Below are 14,164 nucleotides of genomic sequence, written 5' to 3' on the forward strand. Positions count from 1 at the left end.
GTGCTCCGTCCGTGCGGCGAACGGCTATCGTCTTGATCGTGACCGAACGACCTGAGCCGTGGCACCTCCGGACCCGCAGGTTCCTGCGCGCGACGGACCAGCGCGGTGAGCTGGTGCGCGGCGCGCGGTTCCTGCGCGGGCTCGTCCCCGGGAACGCCGAGCCACTGGCGCCGTCGACGGGACGATCGTCCGACCGGCTCGCCCGCCTGCTCACCGAGGCGGGCGCCGACCGGCCCAGCGCCACCCGCGAGCTGGGGCTGGCCGCGGTCCAGGCCTGGCAGGCCGTCCGCCGCTCCGGCGCCCCGCCACTGTCCGCGGACGGCATCACCGTGCTGTTCACCGACCTCGTCGGCTTTTCGACCTGGGCGCTGGAGGCCGGCGACGACCGCGTTCTGGAGCTGCTGCGGGAGGTCTCCAAGGTGACCGAGTCGATCGTCGTCGGCCACCGCGGCAGCGTCGTCAAGGGGCTCGGCGACGGTGTGATGGCCGTGTTCGCCGATCCGGGGGAGGCGGTGAACGCCGCCTACGAGACGTGTTCCGCCGTGAGCGTGATCAAGGCCGAGGGCTATCTGCCCCATCTGCGCGCGGGGCTGCACCGCGGGAATCCGCAGCGGGTCGGCGACGACTACCTCGGCGTCGACGTGAACATCGCCGCCCGGATCATGGCCGCCGCCGACGGCGACGAGGTCCTGGCCAGCGCGAGCGTCGTCGAAGAACTCGACCAGGACACCTTCACCGTGCGCCCGCGCCGGAACTTCCGGGCCAAGGGGACTCCGAGGGACCTGCGCGTCTTCCGCGTCGTTCCCCGGTACACGGCCGACGGCTGAATGTCCCCTCGATCACCTTCGCTTGCCTGATCCTCTATTTCTCTAGAGGCTTCCTCTATGGGCATAGAGCTGGACTCCGGGCAGATCGCCGTCGCGGCGCTGCTGGACGAGGTGCCGCGCAGGCGGCGTGGTGTCTACCTGTGGGGTTCCGTCGGGCGGGGCAAGACGATGCTGCTCGACGCCTTCCACGCGGCCGCGCCCGGCCACAAGGGCCGATGGCATCTGCATCATCTGCTCGCGCATCTGCAGTCCACCGCGCACGACCTCGGCGGGATCGACCGGGCCGTCGCCACGGTGCTGGACCGGCTCTCGCTGTTGTGCGTCGACGAGTTCCACCTGCACGACATCGGCGACGCGATGCTCCTGCGGCGTTTGCTGGACGCGGTGTTCGCCCGGAAGATCACGCTGGTCGCGACGTCGAACTACCCACCGGAAGGGCTGCTGCCGGATCCGCTCTTCCACGACAAGATCGAGGCCGTCGTGACGGCGCTTCGAGCACACCTCGACGTCGTTCGCCTCGACGGCGAGAACGACTACCGCCTGCCGGGAACCAGGCCGGGCCGATTCGTCGTCGGCCCGGCACCGGAGACGACGGCCGGTGTCACGTTCGGTTTCGACGAGCTCTGCGCGACGACGGAGATGTCGACCAGGGACTACCTGGAGCTGGCGGCGCGCCACCGCCGGTGGACCATCACCGACGTCCCGTCGTTGAGGACGGCGGGGGCCGACGCCACGATGCGGTTCCGGGTCCTGATCGGCATCCTCGTCGATCAGGGCGTCGAACTGGCCGTCTACGCGCGGACGTCGCTGGACGAACTCTTCCGTGACCCTCCGGAAGTCCCGGATCTGGACCGGATCCGGAGCAGGCTCACCGCGCTGTCCGACGGGAAGGTCCACTGTGGAGTCAACTGACCGGCGGACCATGATCGCCGAGGCCGCGACGGAAATCCTTGCCTCGCAAGGAATCCGCGGCCTGACGCACAGCGCGGTCGATGTCCGGCTGGACCTGCCTCGCGGCTCGACGTCGTACTACTTCCGCACACGCCAGGCGTTGCTGGAAGCGGTGGTCCGGCGTATCGCGGACACGTCCGCCCACCGCTTCCAGCTGACCGGCCTGGCGCATGCCGCCGTCGCAGGCCACACCGCCGCGGCGCGGGCGATGGCGGCGTGGCTCGACGACCTTTTGGTGAGCCGCCGCCATCACGTCACCGCCCGCTACGCGCTGACGATCGAACTCGCCGGCTTCCCCGAGCTCCACGACCTTCTCGCGCGGGCCCTGTTCTCCCGTGAGCACGCGGCGCGGTTGTGCGAAGCCCTCGGCGCGTCCGATCCCGGCACGGCGAGCGCGGACCTCGTCAGCCTGATCGAAGGCCTGCTGTTCGACCGGTTCGCCGGTGCGCGTTCCCTCGACGGCGTCGAGGCGGGCACCCCGGCCAGCGTCGACCAGTTCGCCCGGCCGCTGGAGGCCTACCTGCGGGGAATGCCTTAGCCGGGCATCTCCGAAGGCTGCGAGTCCAGCCCAGGCCTGGCTTTCGTCCAGCCGCCACGCGTGAAGTCCGGTACCGCCACCGGTTTCCCGCCGCGCGCGAGGGAGACCACGCTCAACGGAACGGGGGAGCACCAGGCAGCCGAGTCGTAGACGTCGATGTCCGGCACCAGCCCGGCGCGCATCTGCTGCACGATCCGCCACTGCAGCACGTAGTCCATGCCGCCGTGCCCGCCGAGGTTCGGGTCGTCCTTGAGCGTCTTCCACAGCCAGTGGTCGTGGCGGTCGCGGTACGGCCCGAAGTCCTTCCATGCGTGCCCGCTGTGGTCGGGCTCGACGTAGATCCGGGCGGGGTAGTCCTCCACGATGCCGCGGCTGCCGGCGAGGCTGTTGATGCGGCTGTACGGACGCGGCGAGCTGACGTCGTGCTCGGCGCGGATGATCCGGCCCTGCTCGGTCTCGATCAGGCAGGTCACCAGGTCGCCGTTGATGTAGGTCTCCTTCCACGACGGGTGACCCGGCGGCATATGGCGTTTCCGGTAATCGGCGAGGCCCTTCGGCTCGGTCGCCGTGGCGCGCAACGTGGCGAACCGGTCGCCCCGGTTGACGTCCATGCAGGCGGCGATCGGCGCGAGACCGTGCATCGGGTAGAAACTCGCGGTGCTGCGCGTGTGCCACTTCCGGCGCCACGCGTCGGTGTAGTACGTGTCGGAGAACAGCAGCTCGCGGAGGTCGTGCAGGTAACCGCCGTGCCCGTTGGTGACCTCGCCGAAGACGCCCTCGTGCGCCATCTTGAGGATCGCCAGCTCGTTGCGGCCGTAACTGCAGTTCTCGGCGAGGAACAGGTGTTTGCGGGTTTGTTCGCTGGTGTTGACGAGGTCCCACAGCTGGTCGAGCTCGGTGGCGATGGGCAGCTCGACGCCGACGTGCTTGCCGGACAGCAGCGCGGCCTTGCCCTGCGGGTAGTGGAACTCCCACGGCGTGGCGATGTAGACGAGGTCGATGTCGTCCCGCGCGAGCATCTTCTGGTAGGCGTCGGCGGATCCGCCGTACTCCGCCGGACGCGGACGCCCGTCGGCGGCGAGCTTGTCCGCGGCGGCCTTCGCGCGCTCGGCGCGGATGTCGCAGACGGCCGTGACCGCGGCGCCCGGGACGGCACTCCAGCCGCCGATCATGGACATCCCACGGTTGCCGAGACCGATCATCCCGATCCGGACGGTCCGGTGCCGTTCGAACGGGACGCCGATCATGCTGCGCTGGCCAGGACGGCGGGGCGAGCTCGCGGCTTCTTCCGCGGCGGTGGCGCTCGCCGGCATCGCGGCGAGCGCCCCGGCGGCGAGCGCGCCACCGAACAGTGTCCGCCGGGAGACAGAGGGCAGGTCGGCCATGAAGAACACTCCTTCGTGTCGCCTTCGGTGCCCAGACTTTGTCCAATCGCCGCCGGATATGTCAAGAGATGCGCCAAAGTGAGCAGTAAACTGCACTAATGCGCAGTTTGGCTGTGTGTTCGCGGCCGGTTCGCGCAACCCGGGTGCGCGCGCACCCGGGTCACGCGTCGGCTCAGCGGCGGATCATGACCTGATCGATGGACTTGCGCACGAGGTTCGGTACGACGCAGTCGTCCGCCGGGTAGCCCACCGGGATGACGGCGAACGCCTTCTCGTTCTGCGGCCGCTCGAGCAGTTCGCCGAGGAACCGCATGGGCGACGGTGTATGCGTCAACGCGGCCAGCCCGGAGAGGTGCAGCGCCGTGAGCAGCATGCCGACCGCGATGCCCACCGACTCGTCGACGTAGTAATGCTTGTGCTTGGTGCCGTCCTCGTCGAGGAAGTAACGCTGCTGGAAGACCACGATGAGGTACGGGGCGTCGGTGAGATGGGTCTTCACGGCGTCGGTGCCCAGCGGGCGCAAGGCGGACAGCCACTCCTCGCCGAGCCTGCCCTCGTACGAAACGCGCTCTTCCTCTTCGGCGGCTTCACGAATCCGCTGTTTGGTCACGTCGTCCTTGATGAGCACGAACGTCCACGGCTGCTGATGCGCGCCGCTGGGCGCGGTCGAAGCCACCGCGATGGCATCGACGACCACCTGCTCGGGCACCGGGTCGGTCGAGAACATCCGCACGGTGCGGCGATCGTCCATGCGGCGGCGCAGATCGGCGGCGGTGGCCAGCGATTCCTCCTCGGACATGCGCGCCGGGCGATAGGGCACCGGCTCGAAGGGGTCGCCGTAGGTCGGGGTCCACTGTGCTGCGGTCATGGTGGCGATTCTGTCGGCGGGAAGGGATTTCGGGAAGACCCGGCACCGGGTTATGTCCCTGGAGTTATGCCGCCATCTGTCTCAAGTGGACGGACGCCGGGTGTCGTAACCGGCGGGTGGTTCCGGTACCTAGAGGGGCACTTAGCGGTGGTGGGGGCGAAGAGATAAGTACCTACTGCACGACTTTCGGCGGTGTCCGATTTCTCTTGCCGCGTCCCAGAATCAGCACACCCGTCCCCATCGCGCGGCCGAATCCCGGCCGCAGAAATGAGTCGGAACCATGCGACTGCGCTCCTTCGCACTGATCGCCGGCACCGCCTTCGCGGCACTGCTCGGCGTCACCGCCCCCGTGGCGTCCGCCGCGGAACCGTCCTCCGACGTCCAGCCGATGATCATCGGCGGCCAGAACGCGTCGAGCGGCCCGTGGGCGGCCAGGCTCTTCGCCAACGGCCGGCAAACGTGTACCTCGACGATCATCGCGCCGCAGTACATCCTGACCGCGAAGCACTGCGTTGCCAGCGGTGGCACGTTCACCTTCCGGATCGGCAGCCTCGACCAGCAGAGCGGCGGCACCATGGCCACCGGCTCCACCGTCACCCGGCACCCGAGCGCGGACCTCGCGATCGTGAAGCTGACGACATCGGTCAACGCCACCTACTCGCCGCTGGGCACCACCGCCAACGTCTCCGTCGGCCAGACCGTCCAGGTCTACGGCTGGGGCGCGACGAGCCAGTGCGGCTCGGAGATCAACTGCCAGTCGCGCTACCTGAAGGTCGCCAACGTCTCGGTCACGTCGGTCTCCTGTCGTGACTACAACGGCGGCATCGCGGTGTGCGCGCGCCGCGGCGACGGCATCACCGCCGGCGGGGACTCGGGCGGCCCGATGTTCGCCTCCGGCCGTCAGGTCGGCGTCGCGTCGACGAGCGACCGGCAGACGACGACCGCTTACACGAACATCACGCGGTACCGGCCCTGGATTCAGCAGGTGGCCGGGGTCTGAGTTTCGGTTGTGGCGGGGCCCTTTCCGGCGGTTGCCGGGGAGGGCCCTGTTCGCATCACGGCATCAGCGCTCGCCGGGCCGGCTTCGCAGGAGATGGTCGATCAGATCCACGAACAACGTGAAGGTGCGGTCCACGCGTTCCCGGTCGCCGGTGGCGAGCAGGTCGAGCTGCAGGCCGCGTGCCTGGGCCACGATCATCGTCGCCACCAGAGGCGCTTGCTCACGTGGACACCCGTCCGCGATGACCAGACCTTCCATCAGCGTCAACGAGTCCAGCACGACCTGCTGCCGGAAGCGCTCGTAGCGGTCGGGATCCCGTGCCGCCTGAGCGAAGACCTCGAACAGCAACCGGTAGACGGGCAGACGTTCCGCTGTCGTCGAGTCTCGCCACCAGGAGAGCAGGCTCGTCAGACGGGCGGGCGAGCCGGCCAGGCCCGTCGCGTCCGACAGCCGTTGGCGCAAGAGGTCGATGACCTCGGTGACGAGGTTCTCCTTCGAGCCGAAGTGATGCAGCAGCGTCCCGTGGCTGACCCCGACCGCCACGGCCAACGGCCGCATCGCCAGGCCGGTCAGCCCGTGCGACAAGACGTGGTCGGTCACGGCCTCGAGCAGTTCGGGCCGCCGATGCTGATAGCGGACGCGTCGGCCGTCGATGTGATCCGCGCTCATCACGTGACAGTACGCCCGGGCAAGATAGATTGACCACTTGGTCGAGCTACTTCTACAGTGGCCGCCATGGCCACCGAGATCACCCGCCTGCACCACGCCGGTCACGTCGTCCGCGACATGTCCGCGGCGCTCGACCTCTATCGGCGTCTGGGTTTCGTCACGCCCGCGCCCGGTTACCCCGCGATGCCACCGCGGGCAGGGGGCGAGCCCGAGCCGTTCGGCGCCGCCAACACTCACGCCGACTTCCCGGGCGACTTCCTCGAACTGGCCACGGTCGTCACCGCCGACGGCCACGTACCGCCCGGTGCCCGGCTCGTCCCGCTGCAGGCCCCGCCCGACGTGTTGCCGACTCTGGTGGAGCGAATCGACGCCACTCGCGCCAACTTGGCGGAATGCCTGGAACGCTTCGAGGGCTTGCACATCCTGATGTTCTCCTCATCCGACATCGACGTCACCGCCACTCGGTTGACCGCCGCGGGCGTGGGGCATGGCGGAGTGAACACGGTGCGGCGTCCGGCCGGTGGCGAGGTCGAGACCGTCCGCTATCTGGAGATCGACGGCACGCGGCCGGGCTTGGAGGCGGAAGGCAGGATCGGCGTCGTCGCGGACCTGGACCCACGGGTTCAGGCCACTCGGCTGGTCGACCACCCCAACGGCGCGGTCGGCCTCGTCGATGCCGTTCTCTGCACCGCCGACGCCGAACTGGATGCCGTCCAGGCGCGCTACGAGCATTACCTGGGGCGGGCGCCCCGAAAGGAAGGGCCCTCCCGAGTCTTCGACCTCGATGGGGCGACGCTGACCCTCGTGCCCGCGTCCGGTCTCACCGCGCTGTTTCCCGGCGAGCAGGCTCCCGCCCTGCCCGCTCTCGTCTCGTGCACCGTTGCCGTCCACGATCTGACCGCCGCGGAGAACCTGTTGCGTAATAACAAGGTTCCACTGGTGCGGACGCCGTCCGGAGATGTCTTCGTGCCGTCCACCGCCGCGCTCGGCACCGCGATCGCCTTCCGGCAAGCGGAAGAATCCGATGGTCAGGGGTCGGCCACGACCGTACGGTGAGCCCCATGTATGCCGGGCTTACGGAGCGCATCGAGGCGAACTTCGCCGAACATGCCTGCTACCTGCATCGCCGTACCGGCGGGATGACCGTTACGGAAACAGCCGATCTGGTGATCGCCGACAGCCGAGGTCGCCGGTATCCACGACATCTCCACTCTGCCCGCCTTCCGGCGCCGGGGATTCGGCGGCGTGATGACCTTGGCCACTGTGGACAGTGCTCGCGCCGTCGGATACGACACCGTGGCGATCCGAGCGTCCACCGAGGACGAGCCGGTGTACCGCAGGCTCGGTTTCCGTGTCGCCGGCCGGTACACCGAGTACCCCGTCCCGATCATTCCGCTGGAAGACCGCGGCTACACCACGCGGGAGCAGCTGATCTCCATCGGCTTCGAACACGTCCACATGGAAAACGAGCGCTACGACGGCCCGCAAGCCGGTGTCGCCGACATCTCCGGCGTTCCCCACTACTTCGTCAGGCTGAATACCTTGTTCGGGGACGGTGATGAGTTCTCCGTCTGGCCGATCGACGACGAGACTCTCGCGCTCGAACAGGAAGCCTGGCGTCTCTACGTGGGACGCGGGGTACCACGTCGCTCGCCATTGCACGAACGATGTTCGCGCAATGGCGTTTCGACGAACGCGATGCGCGCCACGACGACAGCGGACCCACCTACATGATGCGCTGGCGCTAGTTCCGCACGGATGGCGGTCGAGCTTCTTGCCGCTCGGTGATCGTGCCTCAGGCGAGGGTGGCGCCGTATTCGGCGAGGACGGAGCGTAGTGGCTGGAAGAAGCTGACTTGGCTGTTCCCACCGGACAGCACTCCGTAGCCGACGCCGGCGTAGAACAGCGGGCCGCCGCTGTCGCCGATCCCGATGGGGATGTCGGTGGCGATCGTCCCGACAACCTGCTTGCCACCGCCGAAGTTCACGGTCTGGTTGAGACCGAGGACCTTCCCGCACGTCTTCTTCGTGGTCATGCCGCTTTTGCACACCCGTTGTCCCACCTGTGGAGTGCCCGCGCGCAGGATCCGCTGGGTGCTGCCGTCGTAGAGGTCGACCCGGCTGTGCCCTGAGCCGGAAAGGTCCCGGACACGGCCGTAATCGGTCACCGGGAAATGGGTGTCCACGCTGGGGCCGATACCTTGCCAGTCCAGCCCGTGTTCGGTGCAGTGCCCGGCCGTGAGGATGTACCGGACATCCTTGACGAGGATCGCGAACCCCGCTGAGCAATAGTACGGTTCACGGCCGGGTCCCGGCGAGACCGTGTACATCGCATCGCCGCCGTTCACCGCCGGCTGCTGCGCCACACCGACCGCGGACGGCGCCGCGGAGACGACCGGGCAAGCCGACAAGACAGCCGCGGCCGTGGAAATCAGCACCCCGGCCAGCCTGCGGCGTGAGCAGCCGAACATGATCATGTCCTTCCGTCCTTTGGAGACTGGATATGTGTGACCAGTCCAGTGCCACACGGGCCGCGACACAAACGGAGTCAGCCTGACGAGTGATCAGGAGCCGACGTGTCTCGAACGGGAGTGCCGGATTTCGGCCGGCCTGCGTGACGTAGCCCATTGCGCGCTTGGTGGCGTCCCGTCCCGACTGGCTACTGTTCGCAGAATGAACTTTCTTGATCATGTTCTTCTGGGAGTGCGCGATCTCGAGGAGGCGGCGGACCGGTTGCGTCGCGAGTGGGGTTTGGGAACTGTGCCTGGCGGATCGCCGGTTTCGGGGGTCGCCAACGCGATTGTTCCTCTCGCACCGCCGGTGTATCTGGAGCTCGTCACCGTGACGGATGCCGATGCGAGTAAGGCCGCGGCGCGTTTGGCGGCCGTCACCGCGGCAGGAGACCGCCTGTTCACCTGGGCGGTCGAGCCGGACGATCTCGATGCCCGTGCAGCAGGTTTGGAGGTCGAGCCGGTGAGCGGCGGTGGAGACACCGGGCGGTGGCGTTTGCTTGGCGAGGTGGAACAGAGTCGGCCGTTCTTCATCGAATACGACGTCACGCGCGCCGGGCGCGTGGCGGGATGGCAACGCGCTTATGCGGAGGCGGCGCATGACTGTGCGCCCGGCCGAGTGACGTACCTCGAAGTCGGCGGCGATGAGTCCGATGCGCGCGGGTGGGTGGGCGAGGTCGATGTGCCGCTGCACCTGGTCGGCGGTGAGCCACGCCTTGCGGCCGTGGGGATCGCCACCGCCCGAGGGGAGATTGTGGTGTGCTGACGCGGCTGCTTCCGGTCATCTGTCATGGTGCTCTATGGCTCGTGGCACGAAGATCCAGCAGATAGGCGTCCTGCCGTTCACCGTATGGCAGAGACGCCACCTGTGAAATCCCGGCCATGTTGGCGATGCGGACCGGATCTACCGGATTTCGCTCGTTGTGGCGACGCATCCAGACGATGACGCCAAGGAGTTCCCTGGTTCGCCAGAACGACCTGGCACCGGCCAGCAACGCTCGAGGGTCACCGATTCCGGTTCGCACGTACGCCCATCTTCTCCGAGATGTTCATCGCGGGCCGGTACAGATCGACCGCGTGCCCGCCGGTCTTGCGCAGAGCCGGCGCGCGCTCGACGACGGTGACGGAGAAGCCGTGCCGGGTGAGCCAGTACGCCAGCACCGGGCCGGCGGCGCTGGCGCCGGAGATGAGAATCCGCATGCACTTAACCGGCCCGCGGGGCGTGGTTCGCCGTGAAGGCCAAGAGGGGCCTGGCGGTACGCGGCGGATCCTCGAGGTTGGGCGAATGGCCGACACCGGGCAGCATCTCGACTGTCGCGCCGGGAACAGCGCGGTAGTCGCCGGCGGATGACGGGCGCCACCTGCGGTCCTCCTCGCCGAAGAGCACCAGCAGCGGTTTGCCGAGCGGCGCCAGCCGTTCCGGGAGCGACCGCTCGTCCAGGTACGCGCGGATCGCCTGCGATATCGCGCCGAACACGGCGAAGTCGATGTCGCGGAACTGGTCCACATAAGATCGGGGGATCTCGAAGCCGGGGCGGAATCCGTCGCTCATGGCCTTGCGGATCTGATCGTCGGTCAGATCCGCCCACGACGCCGCCCGGATGGGGACCTCCTTCGCGATATAGGCGGCCATGCCGGGGCCGGTGTTGATGAACACCAGCGCGGTCACCAGATCGGGCCGTTGCTCGGCGAGGGCGGTGGCGACCGCCCCACCACTGGAGTGGCCGACGACGACCACCTGTTCGACGCCGAGCCCGTCCAGTACCGCGCCGACCCGGCGTGCCTGGTCCGGGACCGCATAGCTCTCACCGTCCGGTTTGGCCGACTGGCCGCACCCGAGCAGATCGATCCGGATGACGTGATGGGATCCGGTCAACAGTGGAACCATCGGCTCCCACGAGCGGGCCGACGCGGCGGTCCCGTGGATGAGCAGGAGCGCTGGGGCGCCACGCGGGCCGTCCTGGCACACGTGGATCTCGCCGCCGTCCAGGGCCTTGCCGTTGGAAACAGTCATGCATGCACTGTCACCGCCGGTGCGCGCCGCAGGCTTGGACAAATGTTCCGCGCGGCCGGTGTGCGTAGCATGGCGGAATGGGGTCCGGCCTGTCCGAACGGGACGACGCGGTGTTGTGGGACATCACCTGCCCGAACCGGCCCAGCAGTGTGCCCGGGGTCGCCATGGCCGGGTTCGGTGACCGCGGCATCACCCCGCCCGGCCTCCGGTTGATTCCGCACCCGACCGTCACCCTGGTTCTGGTGTTCGGCGGCACGATCGCCGTGGAGGATGCCGCCGGGCGTCGGCAGCAGGGCAGTTTCGCCACCGGGCTCGGGTTCGGCGACGCCCTCCGCGGACTGCAGGCGGATGCCTTCGAAGCCCTGCAGGTGCGCCTGTCACCGGTGGTCGCACACGCGGTTCTGGGTACCACCGACCTGGGCGATGCCGTGGTGACTCTCGACGACCTGTTCGGCCGGGAGGCAGCACGGATCAGCGACCGACTGGGCGAACTTTCCTCGTGGGAGGACCGCTTCACGTTGACCGACGCGTGGCTCGCCCGTCGCTGTGCGGCGACGCCGCGGGTCGACCCGGAGGTGGCCTGGGCCTGGCGTCGAATCGGCGCCGGCCGTGGCACCGTCCGGATCGAACGCCTGGCGACCGAACTCGGCTGGAGCCGCAAACGTCTATGGTCCCGGTTCCAGTCACAGATCGGCTTGCCGCCCAAGCGTGCCGCGAAGCTTGTCCGCTTCGACCACGCTGTCCATCGCCTGGTCGCGGGGCAGGGTGCGGCCGGAGTCGCGGCTGACGGCGGCTACACCGACCAGTCCCACCTGCACCGGGACGTCGTGGCATTCACCGGTCTGACCCCCGCCACAGTGGTCGACGAACCCTTTCTCGCAGTCGACGACATCGCATGGGGCTGGCCACGACCGCGGAACTTTCGCGGCCGGCGAGGCCCATGACGGGTGGCGCCACGTGGGGAGTCCGAATCATGCGGGACAGCTGTGGTGGAAGGTCATAAGCGTGGAGCCGATGGACGCGATGACGCCGTCGTCGGTGATCACCGGCCTGCCGAAGCCACCGGAGTCCCCACTGGTGACGAGGGTGTGCGTGAGGACTCCGCTTTCCCAGACTCCGAGCGCGTAACCGTTGTCGGCGGTCCGGTAGGTTCCGGTCGTCCGGGTCCCGGAATCGATGGCGGGTTCGGCGGCCCAAGTGTCAAGCCGGCGGACGACCGTGCCGGTCAAGTCCCATTCGGTGGTCACGAATTGCTCATTCTCGTACGTCTCGCCCGCGATTCGGCCGTTGCGGAACGCGGTGACGTATTCGGTGCCCAAGGCGAGCTTGGTCATCGTCCCGTCCGGATAGCGCACGAAGAAGTCGGTCTCGGAGGCGCTCGCGCGGATCAGGATGCGGCCCTGCTCGTCGATCTCGACCGGGCTGACGTAGCCGTAGACACTGGGATCGGGATTGATCGTCAGCACCGTGCCAGGCGAGGCGGCCGGCCAGATCGTCAGGTCGAAGGTGTCACCGAGGCCGAGCGCGGTCCCGACGACGTCACCGGCGTCGTTGACGGCGAGTGCTCGTGCCGTCCGGTGGCCGGGCGGTATCGGAAGAGCGGTGAACCGGCCGTTCCGATAGACCACCGCGTCGGCTTCGCGGCTGTTGGCATAGGTCATTCCGACCACGGTGCCCGTGGAGTTGATGTCGGTCGGTTCGGTTTTCCTGCCGAACGCCCGGCCAAGGTCTTCGGCCACACCGTCGTGCCAGCGGATCGTGCCGCCGAAGGAACTGCTGCCTGCGAACCATCCGCCATTCGCGGCGGTGGAGACGTATGCCTGGGAGTGTCCTGCGGGTAGCGGAAGCGTGGCCTGTGTCCACGTGCAGTCACCGGCCTCGTACGCCCCGGCGGTGCCCGACGCGACCGTGAACATCGGAGCCAAAGCCACTATGGCGGCCAGGAAAGCCTTCTGGATGCGGTTCATGGTTTCCCCTCGTTCAGTCTCACCTGGAGCACGCTCGCGAGGTTCTTCAGGTTGCCTGCCGACAGCCGCACCCAGCGCGATCTCGCTGCCTTTGTCGTACGGCTCAAGCGTCGTGAACGGACGCCTTACGCGCCCGGTGATTCGCCACGTTGACGCGGTTCCCGCAGAGTCCTGGCATGCAATAGCGCCGCCGTCCGGGACGCGTCGTGTCGATGAAGACACCTTGGCAAGTCGGCGCGCCACAGGCGCGGAACCGTGCCACGTCGAGGGACTGGACGACGCCGAGTATCCCGACACCGCAGATCAAGGAAAGCGCGTCGGCGACGGTCGCGCCCTGCCGGAGCGAAACGGTCCATCGAGCGCGTCCTGAGGTGGCATCGAGGGAGACCTCACCGATCGACGAGGTGAGCGCGGTAGCGCCGGTGACGAGGCGGTCCCGGGTCGGATGGTCGATCAGATCGCGCACTGTGGCGCGCAGCCGGTGAACGGTGCGCAGGTCACTGGGCCGCGTGTTCACGGGGATCGAGTGCAGCTCAGCGAAGGCGGCAAGAGAGTCCAGGTCGGGCAGCTTGTCTTCGCCGTGCCACACCTCAGGCGCCGTGTTGACCAGATCGGTCGCGACGCCCGCCGCCCGGACGTAATCGTCTAACGCTACTTGCATCCCTTACCGACCTCTCGTACGTTCGCGGTTAACCGACACTTTAACCCTTACCGGGAGGTTCACTGTGGAGATCGACGCGTTGGTGTTCGACATCCTCGGCACGCTCGTCGACGAGCCGGCCGGGATCCGTGCGGCCGTCCGGGACGCCGCGCCGGATGCCGACGCCGACGAGCTGGTCAGGCTGTGGCAGAGCCACGTCGAGACCGAGCAGCGGCGCATCGTGGCGGGGGAGCGGCCGTACGCCCCGAGCGACGTTCTCGACCGCGAAGCAGCTCAGGCCGCCACGAAGACGGACGTGGTGCCGAAGCTGTCGCCGTGGCCCGACTCCGTCGAAGGACTGGCGAAGCTCGCTGAGCATCACACGCTGATCGGACTCTCGAACGCCAGCCGGACGAGCCTCCTCCGGATCAACGCCCACGCCGGCCTCCGGTGGCATCAAGCGCTCTCCGCCGAGGACGCGCAGACCTACAAGCCCGACCCGGCGGTCTACGAACTGGCCGTCGACCTGGCCGAAACGAAGCCGGAGCGGCTGCTGATGGTCGCCACCCACGCGTGGGACCTGAGGGGAGCGCAGAGCATCGGTCTCCGGACCGCCTACGTCGCCAGGCCCGTCGGTGACCCGCCGTCCGAGACGGACCGGTTCGACTTCCATGCCGACGGCCTCGCCGATCTGGCCGCTCAGCTCGCAAAACTCCGGATGTGATCAAAACTGTCGGTGCCTCCCGCTAGGTTCATCCCAGTCCCCACCGAGGCACCCCCGCAAGGAGAAGATGCG

At 68.2% G+C, this 14,164-nt stretch carries 17 protein-coding genes and 1 pseudogene; 9 read left to right on the plus strand and 9 right to left on the minus strand.

Features of this window, described 5'->3' with window-relative positions:
- Window positions 1-32: 32 nt before the first annotated feature.
- From AMK34_RS01640 to AMK34_RS01650, 3 genes are read left to right on the plus strand one after another with little or no spacing between them, the layout of a single operon-like run.
- Window positions 33-827 carry an adenylate/guanylate cyclase domain-containing protein gene (locus AMK34_RS01640; RefSeq protein WP_073842433.1) on the plus strand — a complete coding sequence of 265 codons (795 nt, stop codon included), beginning with the start codon at window positions 33-35 and terminating at the stop codon, window positions 825-827.
- Window positions 828-884: 57 nt separating this feature from the next.
- Window positions 885-1,739: a cell division protein ZapE gene (gene zapE, locus AMK34_RS01645; protein WP_083649714.1), complete on the plus strand. Its 855-nt coding sequence runs from the start codon at window positions 885-887 to the stop codon at window positions 1,737-1,739.
- Window positions 1,726-2,316 (plus strand): TetR/AcrR family transcriptional regulator, encoded by a 591-nt coding sequence (locus AMK34_RS01650; protein ID WP_198941617.1) that lies wholly within the window; start codon window positions 1,726-1,728, stop codon window positions 2,314-2,316. Before zapE ends, AMK34_RS01650 begins: the two co-directional genes overlap by 14 nt.
- Here the strand turns inward: AMK34_RS01650 and AMK34_RS01655 are convergent.
- A complete protein-coding gene (locus AMK34_RS01655) occupies window positions 2,313-3,701 on the minus strand; it encodes a Gfo/Idh/MocA family protein (protein ID WP_073844499.1) in 1,389 nt (462 codons plus the stop codon). The genes AMK34_RS01650 and AMK34_RS01655 overlap by 4 nt on opposite strands.
- 172 nt (window positions 3,702-3,873) lie before the next feature.
- A complete protein-coding gene (locus AMK34_RS01660) occupies window positions 3,874-4,569 on the minus strand; it encodes a nitroreductase family protein (RefSeq protein ID WP_073842435.1) in 696 nt (231 codons plus the stop codon).
- Between the two features lie 280 nt (window positions 4,570-4,849).
- Between AMK34_RS01660 and AMK34_RS01665 the strand changes: the two genes are divergently transcribed.
- Window positions 4,850-5,569 (plus strand): S1 family peptidase, encoded by a 720-nt coding sequence (locus tag AMK34_RS01665; RefSeq protein ID WP_073842436.1) that lies wholly within the window; start codon window positions 4,850-4,852, stop codon window positions 5,567-5,569.
- A gap of 63 nt (window positions 5,570-5,632) precedes the next feature.
- Here the strand turns inward: AMK34_RS01665 and AMK34_RS01670 are convergent, their stop codons facing one another.
- Window positions 5,633-6,238, minus strand: a complete 606-nt coding sequence (locus tag AMK34_RS01670; RefSeq protein WP_051972547.1) for a TetR/AcrR family transcriptional regulator — start codon at window positions 6,236-6,238, stop codon at window positions 5,633-5,635.
- A 66-nt stretch (window positions 6,239-6,304) separates the two neighbouring features.
- On the opposite strand from AMK34_RS01670, the gene AMK34_RS01675 reads away from it, so the two are divergent.
- On the plus strand, window positions 6,305-7,294 hold the full coding sequence (locus tag AMK34_RS01675) for a VOC family protein (protein ID WP_073842437.1): 990 nt from the start codon (window positions 6,305-6,307) through the stop codon (window positions 7,292-7,294).
- A gap of 138 nt (window positions 7,295-7,432) precedes the next feature.
- Window positions 7,433-7,972, plus strand: coding sequence for a GNAT family N-acetyltransferase (locus tag AMK34_RS01680; RefSeq protein WP_143202318.1), 540 nt, complete (start codon window positions 7,433-7,435; stop codon window positions 7,970-7,972).
- Window positions 7,973-8,033: 61 nt separating this feature from the next.
- Here the strand turns inward: AMK34_RS01680 and AMK34_RS01685 are convergent, their stop codons facing one another.
- Window positions 8,034-8,714: a S1 family peptidase gene (locus AMK34_RS01685; RefSeq protein WP_241832660.1), complete on the minus strand. Its 681-nt coding sequence runs from the start codon at window positions 8,712-8,714 to the stop codon at window positions 8,034-8,036.
- A gap of 196 nt (window positions 8,715-8,910) precedes the next feature.
- Here AMK34_RS01685 and AMK34_RS01690 point away from each other — a divergent pair, with 196 nt between their 5' ends.
- Window positions 8,911-9,513: a VOC family protein gene (locus tag AMK34_RS01690; protein ID WP_073842439.1), complete on the plus strand. Its 603-nt coding sequence runs from the start codon at window positions 8,911-8,913 to the stop codon at window positions 9,511-9,513.
- 22 nt (window positions 9,514-9,535) lie between these two features.
- Here AMK34_RS01690 and AMK34_RS43890 read toward each other — a convergent pair whose 3' ends face one another.
- The 3 genes and pseudogenes from AMK34_RS43890 to AMK34_RS01705 all read right to left on the minus strand — a co-directional run bounded on the left by AMK34_RS43890 (window position 9,536) and on the right by AMK34_RS01705 (window position 10,761).
- Complete coding sequence (locus AMK34_RS43890) at window positions 9,536-9,772, minus strand: hypothetical protein (RefSeq protein ID WP_073842440.1); 237 nt, start codon at window positions 9,770-9,772, stop codon at window positions 9,536-9,538.
- A gap of 1 nt (window position 9,773) precedes the next feature.
- Window positions 9,774-9,947 (minus strand): annotated as a pseudogene (locus AMK34_RS01700) (FAD-dependent oxidoreductase); the annotation flags it as partial.
- A 4-nt stretch (window positions 9,948-9,951) separates the two neighbouring features.
- The gene (locus tag AMK34_RS01705; RefSeq protein WP_073842442.1) at window positions 9,952-10,761 is read right to left on the minus strand and encodes an alpha/beta fold hydrolase; all 810 of its coding nucleotides are present in this window, start codon (window positions 10,759-10,761) and stop codon (window positions 9,952-9,954) included.
- Window positions 10,762-10,838: 77 nt separating this feature from the next.
- Here AMK34_RS01705 and AMK34_RS01710 point away from each other — a divergent pair, with 77 nt between their 5' ends.
- Entirely contained in the window at window positions 10,839-11,705 is an 867-nt protein-coding gene (locus AMK34_RS01710) for an AraC family transcriptional regulator (protein ID WP_073842443.1), read from the plus strand.
- A gap of 27 nt (window positions 11,706-11,732) precedes the next feature.
- Here the strand turns inward: AMK34_RS01710 and AMK34_RS01715 are convergent, their stop codons facing one another.
- Both AMK34_RS01715 and AMK34_RS01720 read right to left on the minus strand, forming a co-directional pair.
- On the minus strand, window positions 11,733-12,728 hold the full coding sequence (locus AMK34_RS01715; RefSeq protein WP_073842444.1) for a hypothetical protein: 996 nt from the start codon (window positions 12,726-12,728) through the stop codon (window positions 11,733-11,735).
- A gap of 103 nt (window positions 12,729-12,831) precedes the next feature.
- A complete protein-coding gene (locus AMK34_RS01720) occupies window positions 12,832-13,389 on the minus strand; it encodes a CGNR zinc finger domain-containing protein (RefSeq protein ID WP_073842445.1) in 558 nt (185 codons plus the stop codon).
- Window positions 13,390-13,453: 64 nt separating this feature from the next.
- On the opposite strand from AMK34_RS01720, the gene AMK34_RS01725 reads away from it, so the two are divergent.
- Entirely contained in the window at window positions 13,454-14,092 is a 639-nt protein-coding gene (locus tag AMK34_RS01725; RefSeq protein ID WP_073842446.1) for a haloacid dehalogenase type II, read from the plus strand.
- Window positions 14,093-14,164 lie beyond the last annotated feature (72 nt).

The organism is Amycolatopsis sp. CB00013 (assembly GCF_001905755.1).
Classification (GTDB): Bacteria; Actinomycetota; Actinomycetes; order Mycobacteriales; family Pseudonocardiaceae; genus Amycolatopsis; species Amycolatopsis japonica.